We start from the raw sequence: 23,948 nt of genomic DNA, 5'->3' as shown, positions 1-23,948 counted from the left end.
CCACAAGAAACCTGTAAGAAAAATCTATATTTTCTCCACTTGAGTATAATCCAACTCAAGCGGGGTTTCCCGTCCAAACATGTTGACGTGAACCTTAAGCTTGCTTTTCTCAACCAAAATTTCTTCCACGGAGCCCACAAAATTCGCAAAAGGACCAACTTTAATCCGCACGGATTCCTTAACATCGAATTCAATCTTCGGTTTCGGCTCTACCATGCCCATATGCTTCAGAATCTGTTCAACTTCTTCCGGAAGCAATGGCGTCGGTTTGGAACCCGAGCCTGTCGACCCTACAAATCCCGTAACACCTGGTGTATTGCGAACAACATACCAAGAGTCGTCGGTTTGGACCATTTCGACTAAGACATAACCAGGGTATACTTTACGCATAACGGTTTTTTTCTTACCGTCCTTGGTTACCAGTTCTTCTTCCATTGGAACAAGAACACGGAATATCTTGTCTTCCATGCCCATGGACTCAACGCGTTTTTCCAAATTGGCTTTGACTTTGTTCTCATACCCTGAATAGGTATGAACGACATACCATCTTTTTTCCATACCAAGCCACCTGGAACCCTTCCTAGATAATCGCTTCGATCACAGCGGAAATGCCGATATCGAGAACCCAAAAATAAACCGTGACAAACGCAATTGTCCCAATGACAATCAGCGTATAGTTGGTCAGTTCTTTACGATTGGGCCAGCGAACCTTCTTGAGTTCAGCCCAGCTTTCAGAGAAAAAGGAAAACAGAGACTTGAAACTGCTTTTCACGCCGACTACACCTCCACAAACTATCTGGTTTCCCGATGAGAAGTCTGTTCGTTACAGAACTTACAGAATTTCTTCATCTCCATGCGGTCGGGGTGATTACGCTTGTTTTTCGTCGTTGTGTAATTTCTTTGTTTGCAAGTTGTACAAGCCAAAGTAATAATTACCCGCATGATGTGCACCTCCCGAAGACATCCAACACCGGAAGTCTCTTAATTGATCCTAAAAAAACCGCGAATTTAGGCCTACCTAAAACACTTTATCACACGGGGTTTTCCATGTCAACGAATGTTTGCATACATTTCGCAGTCTCAACTGTGGTGCATTTTAACATCTGTTCATCCTTCGAAAATATTCCCTGAAAAACCGCTGCAAGATCCAAGCGACATCTATTATTCATATTTTTTAGTATAAATCATTTTGGGCACATATAAACCTGCGGATCCTGCCCTTAACGAATAAAAAAAGACTCGGACTCGAGCCTTTCCTTGTCAGCCTCTACTTTCAACTATCCCTTACTTCCAGATACTTTTCAAGTTTACGCTTGACCCGTTGCAGTGCATTATCAATCGATTTTACATGACGGTCAAGATCCTCTGCAATCTCCTGATACGAGCGTCCGTCCAGATACAGCATAAGCACCTTTCGTTCCAGCTCGCTCAGAATTTCCGACATCTTGTCCTCGAGCCCTACGAACTCTTCCTGATTGATAATTAGTTCCTCAGGGTCGCTTACTTGTGTTCCGCAAATCACATCGAGCAACGTCCGATCTGACTCTTCATCATAGATGGGCTTGTCCAGAGATACGTAAGAATTCAGAGGAATGTGCTTTTGGCGTGTAGCCGTCTTGATTGCCGTAATAATCTGTCGCGTAATGCATAACTCGGCAAAGGCCTTGAACGAAGAAAGCTTGTCTCCCTTAAAATCACGAATGGATTTGTAGAGACCAATCATGCCCTCCTGAATAATATCCTCGCGATCGGCGCCGATCAGGAAGTAGGATCTGGCCTTGGCCCGCACAAAGTTCCGGTACTTATTAATCAGGAACTCCAGCGCCTCCCCATCACCTTCATGGACTGCTCCGACAATGTCTTCATCATTTTTGTAATCAAACTTTGACAACATGATATCCTTGAGGTCCACACTCACTAACAATCCCTCCGGCTGCAACGCAAGGTACCCGTTACTCTCTCAAATATACGACAAGTATACGCGATGCAACCTGATACCGTCAACCACAACAGCCTAAAAAAGAAGAGCGCTAACAAAATTGTCAATGGTTTCAAAATGGAGGGGCGACCAATTACTGGATTATTCTCTTCTCCATCGTTCAAACAGCTTTCGAAGCTCCGGGCTCAGCTTGGCATCCAGCGAGTTACGGGACAATTTGGCGCTATCCTGCTGAATTCGCTTCTGTACTTCCCTTTCGGATTCCTCAATCTCGATGAGCAGTTCCCGCGCCGATACCCTGAGTGCTCCCTGGCCAAAGGCGACATGCTGCTCTACCTGATCACTTGTCGCTACGTAAATGCTTCTCCTCTTGCTGCTTAGTTCCCGAACCAATCGCTCGATGCACTCGTCTGCTGTCTCTTTTTCTCTCGTAAAATAAATCTGGACTTTACTCTGGGCAAAAGTTTTACCCAATCCTGGCACCCTGTAAGCATCAAATACGACGATGACTCTTCTGCCGGAATACGCCTGATGATCTGCGAGTCGTTCGAGAAGTCTGTCCCTCGCTTCCTGCATACCAGACTGTACCAGTGCGGAAAGTTCGGGCCAGGCTCCAATCATGTTGTAACCGTCCACAAGCAGAACATCCCGCGTGTCAGCCATATCGTTAGCCCCGTGCCTGTCGTCCGCGCAATACTTCGTACATCACGACACCTGCAGCTACAGAAGCATTCAGGGAATTGATTTGCCCCGCCATCGGCAGCTTGACGAGCACGTCGCATTTTTCACGAATCAAACGACCCATTCCTTTATTTTCGTTGCCGATGACAATGGCCACCGGCCCCGTGAATACTCCATTCCCAAAAACAGGGTCGGTCGCTGCCACATCCGTGCCAACTACCCATACACCTTCTTCTTTAAGACGGTCAATGGTTTGCCCCAAATTATTCACACGCGCCACCGGGACATACTCAACAGCACCTGCCGATGTTTTGGACACCGTTACAGTTACGGCTGCCGAACGCCTTTTAGGCACAATAACACCATGCGCTCCTGTACAATCCGCCGTACGAAGGATGGAGCCCAGATTATGCGGGTCTTCAATTTCATCCAACAAAATCAAAAACGGCTCTTCCCCTTTATCACGGGCATTGGCGAGCAATTCTTCCACTTCAGCATAGGCAAAAGGCGCAGCCTGTGCAACTACCCCCTGATGCTGAATCCCCGGTACCATTTGATCCAGCTTACGCTTGTCCACCTGCTGAACAATGATTCCTGCTTTTTGGGCCTCAGCTGTAATCGGTAGTGTCAAATGCTTTTGCGCATTGTCTGCAATCCATATTTTATTGATCGTTCTGCCTGAACGTAATGCCTCCGTTACCGAATGCTTACCGGCAATCCATTCTTCTTCCATATCTAGCTTCCTCCCGGGAAACGTCAGATACAAAATCCATCTGATCCGTTCCCAATTATGATTTTTCTGTATTTTCCATTTGTGCAATACCGTACGTGATCAATTCTCTCAATCTGTCCAAGCGCCCATCGCTATAGAGAAAGCCGATCAGTGCCTCCAGCGCAGTCGCGTGACGGTACTCAAGTACATCCGCATTTTTGGGCAGGCTGCCTGACTTGGCATTTCTTCCTTGCCGGACAATGTCGCACTCTTCCTCCGTCAGCACCTTTTCCAGCAGTCCCAACATACGGCTCTGCGCCTTCGCGGAGACTAGCCCTGTGGCTCGGCGATGCAAATGATTGGGGCGCAGGTTGGGCTGTGCCAACAAATATTGACGGACGGCGACCTCATACACGGCATCGCCAATGTAAGCTAACGCAATGGGAGGCATCAGACGGGCCGGTTTGGACGCAGGATACGGGAACCAGTTTCCCGCGTCCTCCAAAGCCCCCGTATTCAGTGGCTTATCATTCATTTTCGCCGCCACCGCATACCCTGCGCCGTATCCTCAAGCACAATGCCTTTAGCAGCCAGCAGATCGCGAATTTCATCAGCTCTGCCCCAGTTTTTGGTTTTACGAGCTTCGACACGTTCTGCGATTAATTGCTCAATTTCATCATCCAACAGCTCTTCTTTGGGTTCCGAATATATACGAAGTACTTTATTCATCGAATCAAAGGTATGCAGCACGGCCTGCAATTCTGCCTGATTGACAACATCACGCTGCAACAGATGGTTGGCTTCGCTGACCCATTCGAATACCGCAGTAATCGCATCAGGTGTATTGAAATCATCATCCATTTTTTCGCCAAACTGCTGCAAAATCCCGTCAAGCTTCGTTTGCAGCCCAGCCGATACTTCTTCATTACCTTTCAAAGCATTGGCTAAACGATGCTTTACGTTGGCGACTGCATTGGCAATCCGTTCGACACTGTTCTCCGCCTGACTCATCGTCTCTTGGTTGTAGTTCAACGGATTGCGGTAATGTGTCGACAGCATAAAATAGCGTAAAGCCTCGGGCTTGTGACGAGCACGCAGATCTTTAACCAAAATACCGTTACCGAGCGATTTCGACATTTTTTCATTATCAATGCGAATATATCCGTTATGCATCCAGTAGCGGGCCAATGGCTTGCCCGTAATCGCTTCGGATTGCGCGCATTCACATTCATGATGCGGAAATTGCAAATCCTGTCCGCCTCCATGGATGTCCAGCGTATCCCCCAAATAATGGCGAGCCATAGCCGAGCATTCGATATGCCAACCCGGTCGTCCATCTCCCCAAGGGCTCGACCAATAAATTTCTCCCGGCTTTGCTGCCTTCCAGAGTACAAAATCTTCGGCATTTTCCTTACGCTCATCCACATGGATGCGAATTCCGAACTGAAGCTCCTCCAGATTTTGACCTGACAGTTGTCCGTAATCTTTGAACTTTTTGGTCCGATAGAACACATCGCCATCATTCTCATAGGCATAGCCTTTGTCTACCAGTTCCTTAATAAAATCAACAATCAGCTCCATGCTCTCTGTTACGCGCGGATTTATGCTGGCGGCAGGAACATTCAATCCAGTCAGATCCTCATGATAGGCTGCAATAAATTTCTCGGCAACTGCCGGAACCTCCATATCAAGTTCCCGAGCTTTGCGGATCAGCTTATCATCGACATCTGTAAAATTCACTACATAGTTCACATCATAGCCCAAATACTCCAGGTAGCTGCGTACCACGTCAAACACAATTACAGGTCGTGCATTACCAATATGAATATAATCATACACGGTAGGTCCGCATACATACATTTTAACCTTTCCAGGCTCCAGTGGCACAAAAGGCTCCCGACTCCTCGTCATTGTATTATAAATTTGAAGCGGCATCGTTATGTTCCTCCCTCATGAAAATTATCCTTGTCATTTATTCTCTTGGGTCACCTGATGTTTCCGAGCAGATTGCTCATCCTTCAAATCAGACAATTCTGCACGTAAACGTTCTATTTCCAATTGAAGAGCACGTATAGAATCGACGACCGGATCAGGCAGCTGATGACTAAGTCGGTCTGGACGTCTGCCATCCTGTCTGACCACTCGCCCCGGTATCCCCACTACCGTACTGTTAGGCGGAACCTCTTTAAGTACAACCGAGTTGGAGCCAATGTTGGACTGCGCCCCAATTGTAAAAGATCCCAATATCTTGGCGCCAGAGCCTATAACTACATTATTCCCAATAGTGGGATGGCGCTTCCCCTTCTCTTTTCCGGTCCCTCCAAGAGTGACCCCCTGATACAATACGACATCGTCGCCAATCTCACAGGTTTCACCGATGACCACTCCCATACCATGGTCAATGAACAGCCGATCTCCGATACGAGCGCCAGGATGAATTTCAATGCCTGTCATAAACCGCGATACCTGAGATATAACACGAGCTAGAGTACACCACTTTCGTAAGTAAAACCAATGTGCGATTCGGTGTGCCCAAAGGGCATGAACGCCGGAATACGTAAAAATGACCTCCAGCTTACTCCGGGCGGCCGGATCATTATCCAAAACAGTCTGAATGTCGGATTTGATATGTCTGAACATGTCGCCCTCCTACTCCCTCTATATCCTTGCCGCATCTTCACAAACTTCACGTTTCGCCAATTTTCGCATCCATCAGCATTCTTCGACATTTTTCAATCTATGTCGAGTCTGAATCTGATAAAAATGAAAAAGCGCCTCCGCAGCCTAAGCTGCAGAGACGCATGAACGTGGTTCCACTCTGCTTCGGACATATCTGCTACCTAAAAAGCAGAGAAGTCCGTCTTTGGCGTCCGGTAACGGGAACGACTCGGCACGCCCTTGCCACAACCAGCGGTTGGTGCTAATTAGGGTTCGGGCGCACGGCTCCCAGGTGCATTTCCTCCGCAGGTCATCTGGACGGCTTCCAGCCCGGGGTTTCCCTCGGCCGTCCTCTCTGGCAGATGCCCATATGCAGTGTACTTCTCCTGTTCGCAGCCTTTACACGTAAATATCAATCCGTATCAATGGAGTCATTATAGCGAAAAGACAACAAATTGACAAGAAATATCAGCCTTTAATTTGTGCCTTAAGTCGGTCCAACACCTTGTCACGTCCAAGCAAATAGATGGTTTCGTTCAGATCCCGACCATGAGTTTGACCTGTAAGAGCCACACGAATCGGCATGAACAGCTGTTTACCCTTAAAGCCAGTTTCCTTTTGAACTTCCTTGATCAGCTTGGCCATTTGTGGAGCAGTAAACTCCTCGCTTGCTTCAACCTTGCCGGCAAAGGCTCTAAGCACCTCAGGAACCTGCTCTTCGGCCAGCACAGCCGCCGCTTCGGCATCCATCTCCAGATGTGAACGGAAAAACAGCTCAGACAACGCTACAATATCGGACGCAGAAGTCATCTGCTCTTGATATAAGCGAACGAGGGCCTTAGCCCAATCCTGCTGTTCTGCCGACAATTCAGTCGGCAACAGCCCCGCTGCCTGCAAATGCGGAATCGCCATGCTGGCAATCCGCTCAGGATCAGCCTTTTTAATATAGTGATTGTTCAGGTAAGCAAGCTTGTTCGTGTCAAATACGGCCGGGCTTTTGGACAAACGATTGGGATCGAAAATTGAAATCAGTTGCTCCCGATCATAGATCTCTTCTTCGCCTTCCGGGGACCAGCCCAGCAGCGCAATAAAGTTGAATATAGCTTCCGGCAGATAGCCCAGCTTGTCATACTGCTCCATGAACTGAATAATGGACTCGTTACGTTTGCTGAGCTTTTTGTGATCCTCGCCTACGATCAGCGTCATATGACCAAAACGTGGAGGCTCCCAGCCGAGAGCTTCAAAAATCATCAACTGCCGCGGTGTATTGGAAACATGATCCTCACCCCGTAGTACATGTGATATTTTCATCAAATAATCGTCAACTGCTACAGCGAAGTTGTATGTCGGAATACCGTCTTTTTTGACGATAACAAAATCGCCGCTCTCCTTGGAATTGAACGTAATTTGACCTTTAACGATATCGTCAAACGTATACTCGCGGTTCTCCGGTACACGAAAACGAATGCTTGGCACACGGCCCTCTGCCTCAAATGCCTGACACTGTTCTTCTGTTAAGTCACGGTGCTTTCCAGAATAGCGTGGTGTTTCCCCACGTGCCGTCTGCTCTTCACGCTCGCGTTCCAGTTCCTCCTCCGTGCAATAGCAGCGGTAGGCCAAACCACGATCCAGCAAATCCTGCCAGTATGTTTTGTATATGTCCAAGCGTTCGGTCTGGCGATAAGGTCCAAACTCGCCTCCCACGTCTACACTCTCATCCCAATCCATGCCCAACCATTTCAAATATTTAAGCTGACTTTCCTCTCCACCCTCAATATTGCGCTTTACATCTGTGTCTTCGATGCGAATAATAAATTTCCCGCCTTGATTGCGGGCAAACAAATAATTAAATAATGCCGTTCTGGCATTTCCAATATGCAAATGTCCTGTAGGGCTTGGTGCATAGCGTACACGAACTTCCGTGCTCATATGATCTCCTCCAAATTGAATTACTCAAGATGATAGCATTTATTTGATAAGACAGACAACCGATTGAGCCGCGATCCCTTCGCCCCGCCCGGTAAAGCCAAGCTGCTCTGTCGTAGTCGCCTTGACGTTGACCTGGGATGGCTCCTCTGCTTCCAGCGCGCGGGCGATGACTTCATTCATCTGCGGGATGTACGATGCCATCTTGGGCTTTTGCGCAATAATCGTAGAATCAATATTCCCCAAGCGATACCCCCGCTCTTTAGCCAGGCCCCAGACATGCTCCAGCAGCTTCAGGCTGTCGGCATCCTTAAATTCCGGGTCGTTATCCGGAAAATGCTTTCCGATGTCTCCCAAGCCAAGCGCGCCAAGGATGGCATCGCTAATGGCATGCAGCAGCACATCTGCATCGGAATGACCCAGCAAACCTTTTTCATACGGAATATTCACGCCTCCGATGATGCATGGCCTTCCTTCTACCAGCTGGTGAACGTCAAATCCTTGTCCTACTCTGATCACTTGATATCCTCTCCCTCTGTCTTTACCCATAACGCCGCCATGTCCAAATCCTCAGGCGTAGTAATTTTGATGTTCTTGTAGCTGCCTTGAACGACCGTAACCGGAATGCCTAGCCGCTCCACCAACATAGAGTCATCTGTCCCCAAAAATCCCGTCTGCTCCGCTTCCTCATAGGCACGAAGCAAATCGGAAAGACGAAAAGTCTGTGGCGTTTGAATACTCCACAGACTTCGGCGATCCGGCGTTGCTGTAATGATACCATCCCCGTTCACTTGCTTGACCGTATCCTTTACAGGTACTGCCGCTACAGAAGCACCGGTACGCTGGGCCGCCTCCAGACATGAACGTACAAGCTCGGGCTGGATCAATGGACGCACACCATCATGCACCATCACCCAATCCGCATGCAAGTGGCGCAGGCCGCGATACACCGAGTGCTGGCGTTCACTGCCACCAGCTACTACCTGCACCTCTTTACCGATCTGGTATTGACGAATCCATTCCCGACAGCGCTCCACATCTTCAGCTCCCGTCACCATCACCATTTCATCCACTTCGGGCATAGCTGCAAATATTTCAAGTGTATGTATGAAGATGGGCTTGTCCCGCAAAAGCAGAAATTGCTTACTCTCCTGCGTCCCCATACGGGAGCCGCGCCCGGCCGCCACAATAACGACCCCTACCCGATTGTTCATTGAAATAACTCCTGCCCTGATCGCACTTGTACGATCCGTATGATAACACATCTACTTCATCATACCGCGTTTATTGAGCTTTTTCCAATAATTTCGGTTTAGCAAAGATCATACGACCTGCAGAGGTCTGAAGTACACTTGTAACCAGCACCTCCATCAGGGAACCGATATAGTCACGTCCGCCCTCCACAACAATCATCGTACCATCATCCAGATAGGCTACACCCTGTCCATGCTCCTTGCCGTCTTTAATAATCTGTACCATAATTTCCTCACCGGGCAATACGACAGGCTTGACTGCATTCGCCAAATCGTTAATGTTCAGCACCGATACACCTTGAAGCTCGCATACCTTATTCAGGTTAAAATCATTGGTTACAACTTTACCCTCCAGCACCTTTGCCAGCTTGACCAGCTTACTGTCGACCTCTGAAATTTCTTCAAAATCCCCTTCATAAATAAGCACATTCACATCCAGCTCTTTTTGGATTTTATTCAAAATATCCAGACCCCGACGTCCACGATTACGCTTAAGCAAATCAGATGAATCTGCAATATGCTGAAGCTCCTCCAACACAAATTCAGGAATCACAATCGTTCCCTCAATAAAGCCTGTCTTGCAAATATCCGCAATACGCCCATCTATAATGACGCTGGTGTCCAAAATTTTATGTTCCTCCAGCTTCCGTTCTTCTACGCCCGCTCCCCGGCCAAAAAAGCCAGAACTCCAAAAGGATGACAGCTCGTCCCGTTTTTCCAGACCGACCATCAATCCTACATATCCACATACAATGGTAACGGCTGTCTGAATCAGTTGACCGGGTGCTCCCAACCATGATAAGAGCGGGTATACTGCCAAGGAAAGTATCAATCCCACCGCTAGTCCAATTACCCCTGCCAGCAACTCATTCATAGGTATCCGTACCAGGCCTTCAATACCCTGCTGCAGCCGATTCGCCACCGATGCCCCTGCGAATGAGCAACCGGCCATAAACAGCACTGCTCCCGCAATCATCCAAACGGCCATTCCCGGTAAAGAACCATCATTCAACCACTGCGGCATCCATGATACGATACCTCCTACCCGATAATACAACGTATAGCCAAACCATGCTCCGCACAATCCTGTAAAAGTTAAAATAGCCTTTCTCCACATCGAGTCTCTATACCTCCTTTATTTGTTTTCATACATCCTGCTATTTATTGGATATACACCTTTTTCCTTACCAGTATGATCCAATTCTCGCGCAGCTAACCCTGTGTTTTCATTTTTTATGCACAAAAAAAACATTTATCTCCCTGAGATGATTCAAGGAAATAAATGCTCATTTATTTTTTGCCTGATACTAACGTTGCGAATGACGATATTGATCGTCCTGTTCTTCCTGATTGGAACGCTCCCGATCACGTCCACGTCTGCGTGAAAGCTTACGGATGTTCAGTTTCATTCCATACAATGCATACAATACCAGTGGAACAAAAATCAGTTTCGATAGCTGATCGGGAAATTTAACAGCCAGCACTACCGCTGCAATCACGACCCAAGGAGCGATCCAGATCGTTTTTTTCGGCAGGCCGACCTTTTTAAAATTCGGATATCTCATGGAGCTGACCATCAAATAAGAGACCAGCAGCATGGCAATCGACATGTATAACAATGAAATATCGTTATGAAATAAGGACAAAGTGGCTAATACGCCACCTGCTGCCGGAATTGGCAAACCGGTGAAATAACCTGGTACACCGGGGCGTACGTTAAATCGAGCCAAACGCAAAGCTCCGCACATCGGAAAAATGGCCGTAACCGTCCAAGCCAAAGCCGAATTGGCATCATGAAAAGCAACCATGTACATAATAACTGCAGGAGCTACACCAAAAGATATCATATCTGATAAGGAGTCCAGTTCTTTACCGAATTCGCTCTGGGCATTCAGCGCCCGGGCCATTCTTCCGTCCAGTCCATCCAACAACATGGCGACAATGACCATAATAGCGGCAAGACTGTATTTTCCGTCTACGGCCAATAAAATGGCGATCATTCCGAGAAACAAGTTACCCAAGGTAAACATGTTCGGAATTGATTTGGTAATCATCTCTTCACCTCGATGTATGAATTGTTCCATTATAATCCTTTCACTGTATTACATTTACATTTGCCTGTCAATGAAAACTTGCTCCTGCAACCGTTTGAGACCTTCTTTAATTGTACGCGCACGAACCTCTCCAATGCCATCCACTTCATCCAGCTCTTCAATCGTGGCTGTCATCACATGCGTAAAACGTCCAAACCGCTCCACCAGATTATGAATAATCACATTCGGCAGACGCGGTATCTTGTTCAGCACCCGATACCCGCGTGCAGCAATGTACTCCTCTGACGTTGCAGCCGAAGACGGATAACCAAGTAAACGTACAATATGGTTCACATCCAGCAACTCGTCGTCCGTAGATCGCTTGAGTCCGAGTATGATTTCACGAATTTTCTCGTCGCTGTCGTCTTTAGCATAATCCTTGTACAGCAGCCAGGCTTCTTCCTCTATATTGCTGACAAGCTCCTCCATCTGCATGCTAATGAGCCGGCCTTCGTTTCCAAGCTCGTTAATAAAGCGTTTGATTTCCATTTTAATACGCAATACCATTTCAATCCGTTGGATGACATTAACGACCTCCGGCATGGTAACCAGCTCTTCGAATTCAGATGCTGTCAAATTCGTCGAGGCTTGCCCCAACACGGATCTATATTTTTCCAGCGTCTGAATCGCCTGATTGGCTTTCGTTAAGATAACTCCGATTTCCTTGAGCGCATAGCGTAGCGTTCCCTGATACAACGTGATAATATTACGCCGCTGGGAAATGGACACAACTAGCTTGCCCGTCTGCTTTGCAACTCGCTCTGCTGTCCGATGCCGAATTCCTGTTTCAATCGACGAAATAGAAGAGTCAGGAATCAATTGCGTATTTGCGTATAAAATCCGCTTTAAATCTTCGCTCAATATGATTGCGCCGTCCATTTTAGCTAATTCATACAAATAATTCGGCGAAAAATCACAGTTAATAGAGAAACCACCATCCACGACTTCCATTACTTCCGGGCTATAGCCAACGACCAGAAGAGCGCCCGTTTTAGCACGTAAAACGTTTTCCAATCCGTCGCGAAAGGGAGTTCCCGGTGCCACAAGCCGCAGCAAATCATTCATTTTATCCAGTTGGCTCGCTTCTTTCATTCTCATTGCCCCCTAATCTAATGCGGCTGCCAATGCATCTGCCACCGTTGCTACTCCTATAATTTGTATCCCTTTCGGATGTGTCCAGCCCTTCAAGCTTTTCTCCGGCATGATCACCCGTTTGAAACCCAGCTTTTCCGCTTCCCGCACTCGCTGCTCTGCTCGGGATACAGCTCGCACCTCGCCTGTCAGCCCTACTTCGCCAAAAATCACATCGTACGGCTTGGTAGGGGCATCCCGAAAGCTGGAAGCGATGCTCACCGCTATAGCCAAATCCACCGCAGGCTCATCCAGCTTTACACCTCCGGCTACATTGAGATAAGCATCCTGATTTTGCAAAAACATACCCATTCGCTTTTCCAGCACAGCGATGATTAATCCCATCCGATGATGGTCGATTCCTGTACCCATTCGGCGTGGAGAAGGAAAATGCGTGGCTGCAATCAGTGCCTGCAGCTCAACCAGCACAGGTCGGGTTCCTTCCACACTGGCTACGACAGTGGAACCAGCCACCCCCAGTGGTCGTTCGGACAGGAAAAGCTCAGAAGGATTCGCCACCTCACGCAAACCGCTTTCAGCCATTTCAAAAATACCAATCTCATTCGTAGAACCGAAACGGTTCTTAACTGCACGCAGCAGCCGGTACGTGTGATGACGCTCTCCTTCAAAATAAAGCACGCAATCGACCATATGCTCCAACAGACGCGGGCCTGCAATTGCCCCTTCTTTGGTCACATGTCCTACCAACACCGTAGCAATACCTAGTCCCTTGGCAATTCGCATAAAGCGTGAAGTACACTCCCGCACCTGAGCCACACTCCCCGGCGCACTTGTCACCTCAGGCAAATATACGGTCTGAATAGAGTCGATCACCAAAAACTCGGGCTTCAAGCTGTCCACTGCTTCTTCAATCGTCTCCAAATTTGTTTCGCATAATACGTATAAATTGGGAGATAAGGCACCCAGACGGTCTGCACGCAGCTTCGTTTGACGAACCGACTCCTCACCAGACACGTACAGCACCTTTAAACCGGTTAAAGCGAGCTCATTAGATGTTTGTAGCATAAGCGTAGACTTGCCAATTCCCGGATCACCGCCCACCAGAACGAGGGACCCTGGCACTACGCCTCCGCCTAGCACACGATTCAATTCGCCAATTCCCGTCAAAATTCGTGCTTCTTTGCCACTCTCTACCTCGATAATAGGGAGCGGCTTATCTTTTGTGCTATGAGTAAGAAGGGAAGAACCCATTCCTTGAGTTTTTACAATGCTTTCCGTTTCTTCCACCATGGAATTCCATGCCTGGCATCCAGGACATTTTCCGTACCATTTGGGCGATTCATACCCGCATTCGGTACAGGAAAATTTAGTTTTCACTTTAGCCATACTTTGATCCCTGGCTCCTTATTGACGACAAATGATGTCAAATTTATCTTTTACAGCCCGGAATGAGCTGCAACAATAAAAGTTTACCATTGAAGCTTGGCGGACGTAAAGCAATATCACAAACTTTTCCAAAGCATTTATCCAACACTTTCCCAGTGTTCAATATACAAAAAGAGTGCCTTCGCAATGGCTTTTCAGCCTGCGAGACACTCTTTTGCACAGCTTTATTTAGTAAAACGTTTTAGGACTTCGCGGATACGTTATCCTTTTTCGTTACTGTCAATGCACCATTCTCCTCATCAATGAGCAGAGAATCACCTTTAGCAATATTTCCAGTCAACAGCTCCTCGGACAGACGATCCTCGATATGCTTCTGGATTGCACGACGCAATGGACGCGCACCGTAAGCCGGATCAAAGCCTTCCTTCGCAAGGAATGTCTTGGCCTTGTCTGTCAGATCAAAGTCTACCTCATACTCATTCAGACGCTTACGCAGTTCCTCAGACATGAGCGACACGATTTCAGCGATATGTTTTTCTTCAAGAGAATGGAAAACGATAATTTCATCAATCCGGTTCAAGAACTCAGGACGGAAGCTTTTCTTCAGTTCATCCATCACTTTGCCCTTCATGTTATCGTAATCCGCTCCAGCGTCCACAACGGCTGTAAAGCCAAGCGTGGAGTTGCGTTTGATCGCCTGTGCACCCACATTGGAGGTCAGGATGATGAGGGTGTTGCGGAAATCAACGACACGGCCTTTGGAATCGGTCAGACGTCCATCTTCCAGCACTTGCAGCAGAATATTGAATACTTCCGGGTGTGCTTTTTCGATTTCATCCAGCAACACAACAGAGTATGGCTTACGACGTACCTTCTCGGTCAGTTGGCCGCCTTCTTCATATCCAACATACCCTGGAGGCGCTCCTACCAGACGGGACGTGGAGTGCTTCTCCATATATTCAGACATATCAATACGGATAACCGCATTTTCATCTCCGAACATGGATTCAGCCAATGCACGTGCCAATTCGGTTTTACCAACTCCAGTTGGACCGAGGAAAATAAAGGAGCCGATCGGACGCTTCGGATCTTTCAGACCCGCACGTGCCCGGCGAATGGCCCGGCTTACTGCCTTAACAGCTTCCTCCTGCCCAATCACCCGCTCATGCAGCAGCTGTTCCATATTCAGCAAACGATGTGTTTCTTCCTCTTTCAGCTTGCTGACTGGGACACCTGTCCAGATTGCAACGACCTGAGCGATATCCTCCGGCGTAACTTCGGAATCTGTACGACCCTGTTGTTCTTTCCATTGGTTTTTCGTAACATCCAGCTCTTCACGAATTTTTTGTTCTGTATCACGCAACGCTGCTGCCTTTTCGAACTCCTGGCTTTGTACCGCTGAATCCTTTTCCTTACGGATATCTTCCAGACGGTTTTCCAGCTGTTTCAGGTTTGGCGGTACGGTGTAGGAATTCAGCCTTACCTTGGAGCCTGCTTCGTCAATAAGGTCAATGGCTTTATCCGGCAGGAATCGGTCAGTGATATAACGATCAGACAATTTTACTGCCGCTTCAATAGCCTCATCCGTGATTTTCACACGGTGATGCGCTTCGTAACGGTCACGCAGACCATACAAAATCTGAATTGCTTCTTCCGGAGAAGGTTGGTCCACTGTAATCGGTTGGAAACGACGCTCCAAAGCAGCATCCTTCTCAATATATTTACGGTATTCATCCAGCGTTGTCGCACCGATGCATTGCAGTTCTCCACGCGCCAATGCAGGCTTCAGGATGTTGGAGGCATCAATTGCACCTTCCGCTCCACCAGCACCGATCAACGTATGCAGCTCATCAATAAACAATACGATGTTACCGGCTTGACGAATCTCGTCCATAATTTTTTTCAAACGATCCTCAAATTCACCACGATACTTGGTGCCTGCTACCACAGAGCCCATATCGAGTGTCATTACGCGTTTGTCGCGCAGCGTTTCAGGAATCTCATTTGCTATAATTTTTTGTGCCAATCCTTCGGCAATCGCCGTTTTACCTACCCCGGGCTCACCGATCAGAACCGGATTGTTCTTAGTACGGCGGCTGAGCACCTGAATGACGCGCTCGATTTCCTTGCTACGCCCAATAACAGGGTCCAGGTTGTTTTCTTTCGCAGATGCCGTCAGATCGCGTGCTAGACTATCCAGGGTTGGTGTGCTGACATTAGCCGGAGCACCGTGATGACTGGAAACCGCCTCGCTGCTGCCGAGCAATTGAAGCACTTGCTGACGCGCTTTATTCAGACTGATGCCCAGATTGTTCAGTACACGGGCCGCCACGCCTTCGCCTTCACGAATGAGACCAAGCAAAATATGCTCTGTGCCTACATAGGTATGACCCAGTTTGCGCGCTTCATCCATAGACAACTCGATGACCTTTTTGGCGCGTGGAGTATAGGCAATGTTCGTCGGTTGCTCTTGACCGCGTCCAATAAGCGTCTCCACTTCATCCTGGATTTTTTCCAGTCCCAGCCCCAAACCGATCAAGGCTTTGGCTGCTATTCCCTCGCCTTCACGAATGAGGCCGAGCAAAATGTGCTCTGTGCCAATATTGTTATGTCCCAATCGAACAGCTTCTTCCTGGGCCAAGGCAAGCACTTTTTGTGCACGTTCCGTAAATCTTCCAAACATCATATATCCTGCACCTCCACAGTGTGTATTTCAGATAAAAATATATATTAAAGGGTTGAGCCTAATTTTTGCCGGATCAGCTTCGCCCGGTACATATCGCGCTCACCGGTGTTCATTTTATCGCCAAAGCTTTTTTGCAGGAATCCGGGTTGGGTCATCACATTCAGCTCATTCATCGCTGCGATGGATGGACGCTCCAAAATCCCCAAATCTACGCCAAGACGTACATCGGACAGCCGCTGCGCAGCCTCCTTCGAATCCAGCACCGCTGCATATGACAAAATACCGAATGAACGCATCACTCGATCTGTAATTCGCAGCATGGACTCATTCATCAGCCGTTCTCTTGCAGAACGCTCGTGCTCTATAATTTGCAGCACCACGCCATGTAGATTTTCAATAATCTCCGCTTCGGTTTGTCCTAATGTAATCTGATTGGATATCTGAAACAAATTACCGACCGCTTCGCTGCCTTCACCATAAATACCGCGAACCGTAAGACCTACCTGTGAAACAGCAGACAATATACGATTGATTTGGTGAGTCATGACTAATGCGGGCAGATGCATCATCACCGAAGCTCTCATACCTGTGCCGACATTCGTCGGACAACTGGTCAGAAAACCTCTCCGATCATCAAATGCATAATCAACATGTGCTTCAAATGCATCATCAATGACCATAGCTCGTTCCCAAGCTTCTCTAACCTGACATCCCGGATACAAGCACTGAATACGCAGGTGATCCTCTTCGTTTATCATAACACTAACCGATTCATCATCACTAATCAACACAGCACCGTTACGAGATTCGTTCGCCAAATTAGGACTAATCAAATGCTTCTCAACCAGTACCTGCTTGTCGATCTCATCCAACTCGGATATTTTCAAGGTATGAAAAGTACCAAAACGACCCAAATCATCATACTGAAGGATATCCGTCAAGCGTTGAAGCACTTCTTCCGACTGCTGATTGGTAGCAAGCATGGGAAAAGGCAGATGTTGCAAGTTACGCGCAATTCTTACCCGACTGCTAATGACAATCTCCGAATCCTCAGCATCACCACGCATCCAATCACTTAGCGGCTTTTCCGTAAATCGGATATTGGGCATCACGCATTCCCTCCTACTCTTCACAAACTTTACTCTTCAGTCATTTCTTTTTCAAGCTTTCTGATTTGATCCCTAAGCTCGGCAGCTGCCTCGAATTCTTCCTGTACAATATGCTGTTGCATCTCTTTTTTCAAATCGTCAATTTGCCGTTTGACCTTCAATCGGCCTCCAGTCCGGACCGGAACTTTACCCACATGACCTGTGCTGCCATGCACACGCTTGAACAGAGGGTCCAGACGACTGTCAAAATATTGATAGCACGACGGGCACCCAAAACGCCCCAGTTTACTAAACTGTGTATAGGTCATGCCACAATCCTTGCATTGCAGATTTTGTGGACCAGTGTGACCTGAAGAGTGGCTCTTGGTACTGGAGTCAAAATCCAGCATCCCCGACAACAAGCTATGAATCGAAAAGCCGTTAGGTGTTCCAGGGAGCATTTCCCCTTTTTCCTTCGCACATGTCTCACAAATATGAAACTCTGTCTTTTCGCCATTCACAATTTTGGTGAAATGCAAAGTTGCCGGCCGCATATTACATTCTTGGCACAGCATAAAAGCACCTCCTTCAACGTCTGGATTTTCACAAATCCCTACATCTGAATCGCAAATCTCTATTCACTGGTTAATGGCTACTGGCTATTTGGTCGCCAGCAACGAGATCAGCATAGCTTTAAGCAACCTTGCTCGCAGTTGGTCGCGATAGGGAAGCTTCAGCAATAATGTATCCCTCGATAAAGCGGCCTTCATTAAACACGCTTCCCTTTTGCTTAAAAAATGAGCTTCCTCCAACTGATAAATCAGTCCCTCTGCCGCCGATTGGCTAATTTCCTCCCCGATGCTCTGATGAAGGTGTGTGTGGATCGCATGCTGTGCAGGCAACTGAATTCGCTGAATGCGAATGTAGCCCCCGCCACCACGCTTACTTTCCACCACATAGCCTTTTTCTAGCGTAAAACGGGTACTAATTACATAATTGATCTGCGACGGCACGCAAGAAAAGCGGTCAGCCAAATCATTGCGCTGAATCTCCACTAAACCCTGGGGACTTTCCAGCAATATGTTCTTCAAATATTGTTCAATAATATCAGAAACATTGCGCATTTCATCATCCTCCACTAACGGAAACGCAAGTATTCAAGTACATTTCACGCTCCTCAGAGTCCGCCGTATATTGAACTTAACCAAACGGTAAAGTCACGAATCTAAGCTGTATCAGGACCTTCCACCCTGCTGCATCTCTTGAAAACGTGCCGTTTAGTCTCTAGTGTGACCTATATTTGCGATAAATCATACACTTCTCTTATGTTGACAAGAGGCAGCTTCTAACTATCCACAAATGATTTCGATCTTCATTAGCTTCTTGCTGTTAAAATACTCTATACGGCCAATCAGCATAATTACCTTCAAATGGATCGCACTAGATTTACTTGACTTTGACTTTCTTTGACTATATTCACATTATAGCACACTTTTCATTTTTGCCAAGGGGTCAATACCATTTTTCGCAATCTAATTATGTTTTATACAATATAAGAAAAAAACTCTCTCCATTCTGGAAAGAGTCCTAAAAAAACTGCCCGCTATGTCACTCTCGTACTACTACACAAATGGATCGTGCTTCCCGTCGCCAATACTACCAGTTTCTCGAATGAAATCTGGGCCGGGATTAGAAAAAATCCAACAAAAGCGTCTGTTTTACTGGTATTACACGTTTCAGTGCAGACACAGACTCACCACGTCCATCAATACGCCCCCACTTATATAGATCATCGGCCAGCTGATACCCAAGCATTAGAGTCGTCAGCGATTGGATGCCAAGACTCAAGTCAGTTGCTATGACGTTTTCGGAAGAATTGCTTGTATCTACGCTCTCTAAATATCCTCGTCCTTCTGCGTTTATCGTCAATGTCCATACTCCTTCATTCCATGGGGCATAACGATCTGACAGATTCAAGGTCAAGCGTGTTTCCTCTCCAATTGCCTCAAAAGGGTATTTCTCTACAAAAGCAGCTGCATCCACAATCCGACCCATAAAATAAGGCACCGTTTCCTGTTGAACTCGCGGATCATCGAGTAAAAATGGCAGATTGTCATCTGCCGGAACGTAAATAAATTTACCTTGGGTTATCATGGAGTCATGATTTGCAAAATAAGTCCATAAAGCCCGACGTGCTGTTTCATTCTCATATACCATTTCATCGCAATTCAGCTGCTTATCTTCAATTTTGTATAGTGCATATCCCTGCGGGGTGCCTGCTTCAGAGTAATAAACTACGGTTCGATAGTTCTCATTTAGAATCCGCTCCTGCCACCATTCCTTATCCCGTACCAGCGTGCCATTATAACACGAAGCATAAGCTTGATACACTTGGTTCAGTTCAGAAATATCTTTAATATCCCGCTTGACTATACCTTCTGTTTTAAGCTTAGCAGGAAATTTGTCAATCGGGATAACATACTTTTTGTACTCAGTATACGTTTCCCATCCAAATTTACGATAGAAGGCAAAGGAGAATGGATGCAGAAATGAAAGGCTTTGTCCCGCAGACTTCATCTCTTTAAGCGCATGCGTCAACAAACGTGAAACCATGCCCCCGCGACGCTTTTCCGGCCATGTTGCCACACCTGCGATACCACCCATCTTAAAAACCTGACCATGTATGTATACCTGCAAAGGCAGCAAGGTCAGCTTAGCATTCAAGTCAAGCCCGTCGAAAATGCCCCATGCTTGTTCTGGCTTAAACCTTTTCTTGGATTTCTCCAGATCCTCCGGAGACATTGTAAACTGAAAAGCATATTGGGATAATCCAATAGCAGCTTCAAATTCCTCACTTCGTAATTGTCTGATCTCCATAACCTCGCCACCTCGCTCGTATACTTAGGTCTCCATAAAAAGATTGTGCACTTAGAGTGTCGCAAAGCCTTTTCTTTCTGTCAACCTTGGAAATGATAGTCATCGTTAAAATATATGTATATGCAAAAAGAGAACCATAATCTCAATGAGATCATGGCTCTCTTCGTTTGTTGCTTGGCAACGTCCTACTCTCCCAGGACCCTGCGGTCCAAGTACCATCGGCGCTGGAGGGCTTAACGGTCGTGTTCGGGATGGGTACGTGTGGAACCCCTCCGCTATCGCCACCAAACATGAATTTGCCTCGCAAATTCTTCCGTATTGAAACTCGGTTCATCACAGCCGTGTGAATGAATTTCAATGCGTATTTCGTATGTATTCCTACATACCTTCAAGGTGTTACACCCTGAAAACTGGATCCGAAACTCCATTGCGTCCTATCTTTAGGATAAGCCCTCGACCGATTAGTATTGGTCAGCTCCATGCATTGCTGCACTTCCACCCCCAACCTATCTACCTCGTCGTCTTCAAGGGGTCTTACGTATTGGGAAATCTCATCTTGAGGGGGGCTTCACGCTTAGATGCTTTCAGCGCTTATCCCTTCCGTACATAGCTACCCAGCTGTGCTTCTGGCGAAACAACTGGTACACCAGCGGTACGTCCATCCCGGTCCTCTCGTACTAAGGACAGCTCCTCTCAAATTTCCTACGCCCACGACAGATAGGGACCGAACTGTCTCACGACGTTCTGAACCCAGCTCGCGTACCGCTTTAATGGGCGAACAGCCCAACCCTTGGGACCTACTTCAGCCCCAGGATGCGATGAGCCGACATCGAGGTGCCAAACCTCCCCGTCGATGTGGACTCTTGGGGGAGATAAGCCTGTTATCCCCAGGGTAGCTTTTATCCGTTGAGCGATGGCCCTTCCATGCGGTACCACCGGATCACTAAGCCCGACTTTCGTCCCTGCTCGACTTGTAGGTCTCGCAGTCAAGCTCCCTTCTGCCTTTGCACTCTTCGAATGATTTCCAACCATTCTGAGGGAACCTTGGGGCGCCTCCGTTACTCTTTAGGAGGCGACCGCCCCAGTCAAACTGCCCACCTGACACTGTCCTCGTACCGGCTTACGGTACCAAGTTAGAACCTAGATACGATCAGGGTGGTATCCCAAGGATGCCTCCCCTCAAGCTGGCGCTCAAGGCTCGACGGCTCCCACCTATCCTGTACAGATCGTACCCAAATTCAATATCAAGCTGCAGTAAAGCTCCATGGGGTCTTTCCGTCTTGTCGCGGGTAACCTGCATCTTCACAGGTATTAAAATTTCACCGGATCTCTCGTTGAGACAGCGCCCAAGTCGTTACGCCATTCGTGCGGGTCAGAATTTACCTGACAAGGAATTTCGCTACCTTAGGACCGTTATAGTTACGGCCGCCGTTTACTGGGGCTTCGGTTCATAGCTTCGCTCTTGCGAGCTTACCACTCCCCTTAACCTTCCAGCACCGGGCAGGCGTCAGCCCGTATACTTCGCCTTGCGGCTTCGCACAGACCTGTGTTTTTGCTAAACAGTCGCTTGGGCCTTTTCACTGCGGCCCCCTCGGGCTATTCACCCTACCGAGGCACCCCTTCTCCCGAAGTTACGGGGTCATTTTGCCGAGTTCCTTAACGAGAGTTCTTCCGCGCGCCTTAGAATTCTCTTCTCGCCTACCTGTGTCGGTTTGCGGTACGGGCACCTTCTCCTGGCTAGAGGCTTTTCTTGGCAGTCTGAGATCATGACCTTCGCTACTGCAATTTTCGCTCCCCATCACAGCCCAGCCTTACGATGTGCGGATTTGCCTACACACCAGCCTCACTGCTTGGACGGACATCCATCAGTCCGCGTCACTACCCTACTGCGTCACCCCATCGCTCATAGCGGATTACGGTGGTACAGGAATTTCCACCTGTTGTCCTTCGACTACGCCTATCGGCCTCGCCTTAGGTCCCGACTTACCCTGAGCGGACGAACCTTCCTCAGGAACCCTTAGGCTTTCGGCGGATCTGATTCTCACAGATCTTTTCGTTACTCATACCGGCATTCTCACTTGAATGCAGTCCAGCGCTCCTTTCGGTACACCTTCAACCCGCATTCAACGCTCCCCTACCCCTGATGCAAAGCATCAAGCCATAGCTTCGGTGGTGTGTTTAGCCCCGTTACATTTTCGGCGCAGAGTCACTCGACCAGTGAGCTATTACGCACTCTTTCAATGGTGGCTGCTTCTAAGCCAACATCCTGGTTGTCTGTGCAACTCCACATCCTTTCCCACTTAACACACACTTGGGGACCTTAGCTGATGGTCTGGGCTGTTTCCCTTTTGACAATGGATCTTAGCACTCACTGTCTGACTCCCGGAAGTAAGTCTATGGCATTCGGAGTTTGACTGAGCTTGGTAACCCTTGCGGGCCCCGCACCCAATCAGTGCTCTACCTCCACGACTCTATTTTCCGAGGCTAGCCCTAAAGCTATTTCGGGGAGAACCAGCTATCTCCGGGTTCGATTGGAATTTCTCCGCTACCCCCACCTCATCCCCGCATTTTTCAACATGCGTGGGTTCGGGCCTCCAGTGCGTGTTACCGCACCTTCACCCTGGACAGGGGTAGATCACCCGGTTTCGGGTCTACGTCCACGTACTCATTCGCCCTATTCAGACTCGCTTTCGCTGCGGCTTCAGCTCTTCACCTTAACCTTGCACGGGAACGTAACTCGCCGGTTCATTCTACAAAAGGCACGCCATCACCCCTAAATTGGGCTTTGACTTCTTGTAAGCACACGGTTTCAGGATCTATTTCACTCCCCTTCCGGGGTGCTTTTCACCTTTCCCTCACGGTACTGCTTCACTATCGGTCGCCAGGGAGTATTTAGCCTTGGCAGATGGTCCTGCCGGATTCATACGGGGTTTCACGTGCCCCGCACTACTCGGGATCCGTCTCGGAGGGAACAGGTTTTGAACTACAGGGCTTTTACCTTCTCTGGCGGGCCTTTCCAGACCTCTTCATCTAACCGATTCCTTTGTAACTCCATGTGAGACGTCCCACAACCCCAGGGAGCAAGCTCCCTGGTTTGGGCTAATCCGCGTTCGCTCGCCGCTACTGACGGAATCACTATTGTTTTCTCTTCCTCAGGGTACTTAGATGTTTCAGTTCCCCTGGTCTGCCTCTCACTCACCTATGAATTCAGTGAGTAGTGACTGTCGATGAAGACAGCCGGGTTTCCCCATTCGGACATCCCCGGATCAATGCTTGCTTACAGCTCCCCGAGGCCTTATCGTTGTTCGCCACGTCCTTCGTCGGCTCCTGGCGCCTAGGCATCCTCCGTGTGCTCTTTGTAGCTTAACCTAGTATCTACATCGTAAATACGATTTGCTACCTTTATTTCTCTTGTTTACACAAGATCAGCTTAAAGGAATATTCTAAAACGCAATTTTGTTTCGGTATCCAGTTTTCAAGGTGCAAAGCTGTGTGATTATCAGTTAATCTCCGTAGAGTTAATGATACTCATACAATTTTTGATGAAATTGTATTGG

The 23,948-nt window shown here is 47.9% G+C and carries 21 protein-coding genes, 1 tRNA gene and 2 rRNA genes (1 of these 24 only partly in view); all 24 read right to left on the bottom strand.

Annotated elements, in window-relative coordinates:
* Nucleotides 1-24: 24 nt before the first annotated feature.
* The gene (gene nusG, locus B4V02_RS02795; RefSeq protein ID WP_007432596.1) at nt 25-558 is read right to left on the bottom strand and encodes a transcription termination/antitermination protein NusG; all 534 of its coding nucleotides are present in this window, start codon (nt 556-558) and stop codon (nt 25-27) included.
* A 22-nt stretch (nt 559-580) separates the two neighbouring features.
* Nucleotides 581-772 carry a preprotein translocase subunit SecE gene (gene secE / locus B4V02_RS02790; protein ID WP_007432597.1) on the bottom strand — a complete coding sequence of 64 codons (192 nt, stop codon included), beginning with the start codon at nt 770-772 and terminating at the stop codon, nt 581-583.
* A gap of 20 nt (nt 773-792) precedes the next feature.
* Nucleotides 793-942, bottom strand: coding sequence for a 50S ribosomal protein L33 (rpmG, locus tag B4V02_RS02785; RefSeq protein WP_081752062.1), 150 nt, complete (start codon nt 940-942; stop codon nt 793-795).
* A gap of 331 nt (nt 943-1,273) precedes the next feature.
* Nucleotides 1,274-1,918: an RNA polymerase sporulation sigma factor SigH gene (gene sigH, locus B4V02_RS02780; protein WP_007432598.1), complete on the bottom strand. Its 645-nt coding sequence runs from the start codon at nt 1,916-1,918 to the stop codon at nt 1,274-1,276.
* 162 nt (nt 1,919-2,080) lie between these two features.
* On the bottom strand, nt 2,081-2,602 hold the full coding sequence (locus tag B4V02_RS02775) for an NYN domain-containing protein (protein ID WP_007432599.1): 522 nt from the start codon (nt 2,600-2,602) through the stop codon (nt 2,081-2,083).
* Between the two features lie 4 nt (nt 2,603-2,606).
* Nucleotides 2,607-3,353 carry a 23S rRNA (guanosine(2251)-2'-O)-methyltransferase RlmB gene (rlmB, locus tag B4V02_RS02770; protein WP_094153688.1) on the bottom strand — a complete coding sequence of 249 codons (747 nt, stop codon included), beginning with the start codon at nt 3,351-3,353 and terminating at the stop codon, nt 2,607-2,609.
* Between the two features lie 55 nt (nt 3,354-3,408).
* Nucleotides 3,409-3,867, bottom strand: a complete 459-nt coding sequence (locus B4V02_RS02765; RefSeq protein ID WP_094153687.1) for a Mini-ribonuclease 3 — start codon at nt 3,865-3,867, stop codon at nt 3,409-3,411.
* Nucleotides 3,864-5,267: a cysteine--tRNA ligase gene (gene cysS, locus B4V02_RS02760; protein WP_094153686.1), complete on the bottom strand. Its 1,404-nt coding sequence runs from the start codon at nt 5,265-5,267 to the stop codon at nt 3,864-3,866. Before cysS ends, B4V02_RS02765 begins: the two co-directional genes overlap by 4 nt.
* Nucleotides 5,268-5,300: 33 nt before the next feature.
* Complete coding sequence (gene cysE / locus B4V02_RS02755) at nt 5,301-5,972, bottom strand: serine O-acetyltransferase (RefSeq protein ID WP_007432603.1); 672 nt, start codon at nt 5,970-5,972, stop codon at nt 5,301-5,303.
* A gap of 486 nt (nt 5,973-6,458) precedes the next feature.
* Nucleotides 6,459-7,919 carry a glutamate--tRNA ligase gene (gene gltX, locus B4V02_RS02750; RefSeq protein WP_007432604.1) on the bottom strand — a complete coding sequence of 487 codons (1,461 nt, stop codon included), beginning with the start codon at nt 7,917-7,919 and terminating at the stop codon, nt 6,459-6,461.
* Nucleotides 7,920-7,958: 39 nt separating this feature from the next.
* Entirely contained in the window at nt 7,959-8,435 is a 477-nt protein-coding gene (gene ispF / locus B4V02_RS02745; protein ID WP_025715695.1) for a 2-C-methyl-D-erythritol 2,4-cyclodiphosphate synthase, read from the bottom strand.
* The gene (gene ispD, locus B4V02_RS02740) at nt 8,432-9,130 is read right to left on the bottom strand and encodes a 2-C-methyl-D-erythritol 4-phosphate cytidylyltransferase (protein ID WP_094153685.1); all 699 of its coding nucleotides are present in this window, start codon (nt 9,128-9,130) and stop codon (nt 8,432-8,434) included. The genes ispF and ispD overlap by 4 nt, the downstream gene beginning before the upstream one ends.
* Nucleotides 9,131-9,200: 70 nt before the next feature.
* Complete coding sequence (locus B4V02_RS02735) at nt 9,201-10,286, bottom strand: PIN/TRAM domain-containing protein (RefSeq protein WP_094153684.1); 1,086 nt, start codon at nt 10,284-10,286, stop codon at nt 9,201-9,203.
* 190 nt (nt 10,287-10,476) lie between these two features.
* Nucleotides 10,477-11,223, bottom strand: a complete 747-nt coding sequence (gene pssA, locus B4V02_RS02730) for a CDP-diacylglycerol--serine O-phosphatidyltransferase (RefSeq protein WP_007432608.1) — start codon at nt 11,221-11,223, stop codon at nt 10,477-10,479.
* Nucleotides 11,224-11,277: 54 nt separating this feature from the next.
* Nucleotides 11,278-12,354, bottom strand: coding sequence for a DNA integrity scanning diadenylate cyclase DisA (gene disA / locus B4V02_RS02725; RefSeq protein WP_007432609.1), 1,077 nt, complete (start codon nt 12,352-12,354; stop codon nt 11,278-11,280).
* A gap of 12 nt (nt 12,355-12,366) precedes the next feature.
* Entirely contained in the window at nt 12,367-13,740 is a 1,374-nt protein-coding gene (gene radA / locus B4V02_RS02720; RefSeq protein ID WP_007432610.1) for a DNA repair protein RadA, read from the bottom strand.
* 241 nt (nt 13,741-13,981) lie between these two features.
* Nucleotides 13,982-16,426 carry an ATP-dependent protease ATP-binding subunit ClpC gene (gene clpC, locus B4V02_RS02715; RefSeq protein ID WP_007432611.1) on the bottom strand — a complete coding sequence of 815 codons (2,445 nt, stop codon included), beginning with the start codon at nt 16,424-16,426 and terminating at the stop codon, nt 13,982-13,984.
* 44 nt (nt 16,427-16,470) lie between these two features.
* Nucleotides 16,471-17,535: a protein-arginine kinase McsB gene (gene mcsB, locus B4V02_RS02710; RefSeq protein WP_094153683.1), complete on the bottom strand. Its 1,065-nt coding sequence runs from the start codon at nt 17,533-17,535 to the stop codon at nt 16,471-16,473.
* A 29-nt stretch (nt 17,536-17,564) separates the two neighbouring features.
* A complete protein-coding gene (gene mcsA / locus B4V02_RS02705) occupies nt 17,565-18,089 on the bottom strand; it encodes a protein-arginine kinase activator protein McsA (protein WP_007432613.1) in 525 nt (174 codons plus the stop codon).
* Between the two features lie 84 nt (nt 18,090-18,173).
* The gene (locus B4V02_RS02700) at nt 18,174-18,638 is read right to left on the bottom strand and encodes a CtsR family transcriptional regulator (protein ID WP_007432614.1); all 465 of its coding nucleotides are present in this window, start codon (nt 18,636-18,638) and stop codon (nt 18,174-18,176) included.
* A 565-nt stretch (nt 18,639-19,203) separates the two neighbouring features.
* Complete coding sequence (locus B4V02_RS02695) at nt 19,204-20,391, bottom strand: GNAT family N-acetyltransferase (RefSeq protein WP_094153682.1); 1,188 nt, start codon at nt 20,389-20,391, stop codon at nt 19,204-19,206.
* A gap of 172 nt (nt 20,392-20,563) precedes the next feature.
* Nucleotides 20,564-20,680 (bottom strand): 5S ribosomal RNA (gene rrf, locus B4V02_RS02690).
* 152 nt (nt 20,681-20,832) lie between these two features.
* Nucleotides 20,833-23,760, bottom strand: a 23S ribosomal RNA gene (locus B4V02_RS02685).
* Between the two features lie 185 nt (nt 23,761-23,945).
* Nucleotides 23,946-23,948, bottom strand: a tRNA-Ala gene (locus tag B4V02_RS02680); it runs 73 nt beyond the window's last position.

This window comes from Paenibacillus kribbensis, from assembly GCF_002240415.1.
GTDB classification, from domain to species: domain Bacteria; phylum Bacillota; class Bacilli; order Paenibacillales; family Paenibacillaceae; genus Paenibacillus; species Paenibacillus kribbensis.
Note: the sequence above shows the minus strand (reverse complement) of the source record. Positions and strands in the feature narration are given on the sequence as shown.

Excerpts from the sequence above, each read along its gene's own strand:
- nusG (WP_007432596.1), bottom strand. The coding sequence starts at position 558 with ATGGAAAAAAGATGGTATGTCGTTCATACCTATTCAGGGTATGAGAAC.
- rpmG (WP_081752062.1), bottom strand. The coding sequence starts at position 942 with ATGCGGGTAATTATTACTTTGGCTTGTACAACTTGCAAACAAAGAAAT.
- B4V02_RS02775 (WP_007432599.1), bottom strand. The coding sequence starts at position 2,602 with ATGGCTGACACGCGGGATGTTCTGCTTGTGGACGGTTACAACATGATT.
- rlmB (WP_094153688.1), bottom strand. The coding sequence starts at position 3,353 with ATGGAAGAAGAATGGATTGCCGGTAAGCATTCGGTAACGGAGGCATTA.
- B4V02_RS02765 (WP_094153687.1), bottom strand. The coding sequence starts at position 3,867 with ATGAATGATAAGCCACTGAATACGGGGGCTTTGGAGGACGCGGGAAAC.
- cysS (WP_094153686.1), bottom strand. The coding sequence starts at position 5,267 with ATGCCGCTTCAAATTTATAATACAATGACGAGGAGTCGGGAGCCTTTT.
- cysE (WP_007432603.1), bottom strand. The coding sequence starts at position 5,972 with ATGTTCAGACATATCAAATCCGACATTCAGACTGTTTTGGATAATGAT.
- gltX (WP_007432604.1), bottom strand. The coding sequence starts at position 7,919 with ATGAGCACGGAAGTTCGTGTACGCTATGCACCAAGCCCTACAGGACAT.
- ispD (WP_094153685.1), bottom strand. The coding sequence starts at position 9,130 with ATGAACAATCGGGTAGGGGTCGTTATTGTGGCGGCCGGGCGCGGCTCC.
- B4V02_RS02735 (WP_094153684.1), bottom strand. The coding sequence starts at position 10,286 with ATGTGGAGAAAGGCTATTTTAACTTTTACAGGATTGTGCGGAGCATGG.
- pssA (WP_007432608.1), bottom strand. The coding sequence starts at position 11,223 with ATGATTACCAAATCAATTCCGAACATGTTTACCTTGGGTAACTTGTTT.
- disA (WP_007432609.1), bottom strand. The coding sequence starts at position 12,354 with ATGAAAGAAGCGAGCCAACTGGATAAAATGAATGATTTGCTGCGGCTT.
- radA (WP_007432610.1), bottom strand. The coding sequence starts at position 13,740 with ATGGCTAAAGTGAAAACTAAATTTTCCTGTACCGAATGCGGGTATGAA.
- clpC (WP_007432611.1), bottom strand. The coding sequence starts at position 16,426 with ATGATGTTTGGAAGATTTACGGAACGTGCACAAAAAGTGCTTGCCTTG.
- mcsB (WP_094153683.1), bottom strand. The coding sequence starts at position 17,535 with ATGCCCAATATCCGATTTACGGAAAAGCCGCTAAGTGATTGGATGCGT.
- mcsA (WP_007432613.1), bottom strand. The coding sequence starts at position 18,089 with ATGCTGTGCCAAGAATGTAATATGCGGCCGGCAACTTTGCATTTCACC.
- B4V02_RS02700 (WP_007432614.1), bottom strand. The coding sequence starts at position 18,638 with ATGCGCAATGTTTCTGATATTATTGAACAATATTTGAAGAACATATTG.
- B4V02_RS02695 (WP_094153682.1), bottom strand. The coding sequence starts at position 20,391 with ATGGAGATCAGACAATTACGAAGTGAGGAATTTGAAGCTGCTATTGGA.